The organism is Flavobacterium cryophilum (genome assembly GCF_048286555.1).
Lineage (GTDB): Bacteria > Bacteroidota > Bacteroidia > Flavobacteriales > Flavobacteriaceae > Flavobacterium.
On record NZ_JBLVPZ010000025.1, the window covers coordinates 1 to 2164 of the forward strand.

4 protein-coding genes, 1 tRNA gene and 1 rRNA gene are annotated in these 2164 nt (G+C 34.8%); 2 read left to right on the forward strand and 4 right to left on the reverse strand.

What is annotated here, in order from left to right:
• Positions 1 to 90, forward strand: a 5S ribosomal RNA gene (rrf, locus tag ACNQGJ_RS16785); the annotation flags it as partial.
• A 70-nt stretch (positions 91 to 160) separates the two neighbouring features.
• Positions 161 to 233, forward strand: a tRNA-Phe gene (locus tag ACNQGJ_RS16790).
• A 172-nt stretch (positions 234 to 405) separates the two neighbouring features.
• Here the strand turns inward: ACNQGJ_RS16790 and ACNQGJ_RS16795 are convergent.
• From ACNQGJ_RS16795 to ACNQGJ_RS16850, 4 genes are all read right to left on the reverse strand, one after another.
• Positions 406 to 564, reverse strand: a complete 159-nt coding sequence (locus ACNQGJ_RS16795; RefSeq protein ID WP_470303345.1) for a transposase — start codon at positions 562 to 564, stop codon at positions 406 to 408.
• 63 nt (positions 565 to 627) lie between these two features.
• Positions 628 to 1479 (reverse strand): ISAon1 family transposase, encoded by an 852-nt coding sequence (locus tag ACNQGJ_RS16800; protein ID WP_417975091.1) that lies wholly within the window; start codon positions 1477 to 1479, stop codon positions 628 to 630.
• Positions 1480 to 1593: 114 nt separating this feature from the next.
• A complete protein-coding gene (locus tag ACNQGJ_RS16845) occupies positions 1594 to 1755 on the reverse strand; it encodes an ISAon1 family transposase N-terminal region protein (protein ID WP_470303346.1) in 162 nt (53 codons plus the stop codon).
• On the reverse strand, positions 1706 to 1927 hold the full coding sequence (locus ACNQGJ_RS16850; protein ID WP_470303347.1) for an ISAon1 family transposase N-terminal region protein: 222 nt from the start codon (positions 1925 to 1927) through the stop codon (positions 1706 to 1708). The genes ACNQGJ_RS16845 and ACNQGJ_RS16850 overlap by 50 nt, the downstream gene beginning before the upstream one ends.
• Between the last annotated feature and the right edge of the window lie 237 nt (positions 1928 to 2164).

The following is a 2164-nucleotide window of genomic DNA, read 5'->3' on the forward strand; positions in this document are numbered from 1 at the left end:
GGCTCACCTCTTCCCATCCCGAACAGAGTAGTTAAGCCCGCCTGCGCAGATGGTACTGCAGTTATGTGGGAGAGTATGTCGTCGCCTTTCTTTTGAAAAACCCCGTTTCTTACGAAATGGGGTTTTTTATTCTTATTTTTTTATTGTAGAAAAATATATTGGTACCTTAGCTCAGATGGTAGAGCAATGGACTGAAAATCCATGTGTCCCTGGTTCGATCCCTGGAGGTACCACTAAAAAACCTTGATTTCTATGATGATTTCAAGGTTTTTTTTGATCAGTCCCTAAACCTGTGGAGCGATAAAAATTAAGCACAAATATTAGTTAGTCTAAAAAGGAAGAATTCTATATTTTTAACTCCTCTGAATTGAGGGATCAATCCCAAAACCTGTGGAGCGATAAAAATTAAGCATAAATATTAGTTAGTCTAAAAAGGAAGAATTCTATATTTCTAACTCCTCTAAATTGAGCTCTAAATGCCTTTATTTTAGCATTGAAAGATTCTGCCGAAGCATTTGTGCTTCTGTTATCAAAATAGTTTAAAATAGTTTGATAGTGATTCACTATAGATTGAGAGATTGTATTAAAGGATTTGGATTAATCCCAAAACCTGTGGAGCGATAAAAATTAAGCATAAATATTAGTTAGTCTAAAAAGGAAGAATTTTATATTTCTAACTCCTCTAAATTGAGCTCTAAATGCCTTTATTTTAGCATTGAAAGATTCTGCCGAAGCATTTGTGCATCTGTTATCAAAATAGTTCAAAATAGTTTGATAGTGATTCACTATAAATCTAGAGATTGTATTAAAGGATTTGAACCCGGATTGGTTTACTTTTTCGTGCCATTTGGCTAATTTTGCAAATCCGATTATTTTATCTGTTGTCTTTTCAAAGATGTTGCGCAAGTCTTGCGTTAGATTGTATGCTTTTTGAATTTCAGGATACAATTCAAATAATAATGCTGCGCGTTCTATTTGGTTTGCCGACCATTTTGATTTGTTTTTGTACAAGAAATAGCGACTTCTGGCCAGTAATTGTTTAAGAGTATCTCCATTAGCCAAGACTTCAGACTCGAACCTTTTCTTGTTTTTCTTGGCTTTTTCTATGCCCTCATTTTCCTGGTCTATGGCTTGCCATCTGTATTTGATCCTTATTTCTTGTAAAGCTTCTGTAGCCAGTTTTTGAACATGGAAGCGGTCGGTTACCCTTGTTGCATTTGGAAAACATTTCTTAGCAATTAATCCCATATTCGCTGCCATATCCAGCGTAATCTCTGTGACTTGATTGCGCGCTTTGAGAGGGATTTTTTCAATAATAGAAATTACAGTGTCGGCTTTAGTTCCGGCAATCATGGCAACTATAGTTCCTTTCTTTCCTTTTGCTGCTTTATTGGTCAAAATAGTATAGAGTTCACCATTGGAGAGTGAAGTTTCGTCTATCGATAAACGGTTGCCTAAATTTTCTGGAAAATAAGCCATTGTTTGGCGTGTGATAGTTGATTCCAGGTTTTGAAATCACTTAAGAAATCTTTGTATTGATGTTGCAGTTTTTTACCCGTAACTCCGTAAAAAGGAGCAATAGCATTACAGTCATTAGGTCTGGAATCTATTGATCTCTTTTAAAAAAGACGCAAACTCTTGTGTTACCCGAGTTCCGTCTGCTACTAAATTCCAATCTCTGAAAACGACTTGCCCAGTATCTTCATTAAGCCATCTTCTGCGAGTGATATGAAGGTATACTTGGTGTCCACGAATTGGGAAATCCTGAAACGGTTATCTCGTCAAAGAATCCTTTGGAACTTAATTTATATTGTCGGTGTTCTTTAGGGATCGAATTGATCTCCTTTAAGTAAAGATGTAGTATTTCTTCTGCTTTTTGATAAGAAGTAAGTTCAAAGTATTCAACAATAATTTCTGGTATAATAATTTGATAAGTTCGCTATAAGAATCTTGCATTTGTTTCTGATTTGGAAATACAAATATTTTTATTTTAATATTTCCCCACAACTTTTAGGACTGATCCATCTTATTCAGTATTTCTAGAATTGTGGATATGCAAATAAAACCCGCAGTATTAGTTAAGCAACATTTTTAAAATTATTTTTCTGTTTCCAGAATTCTTCTATTGTTTTGTAATCTAAGGCGGAATGCCTTCTTTTTCTGT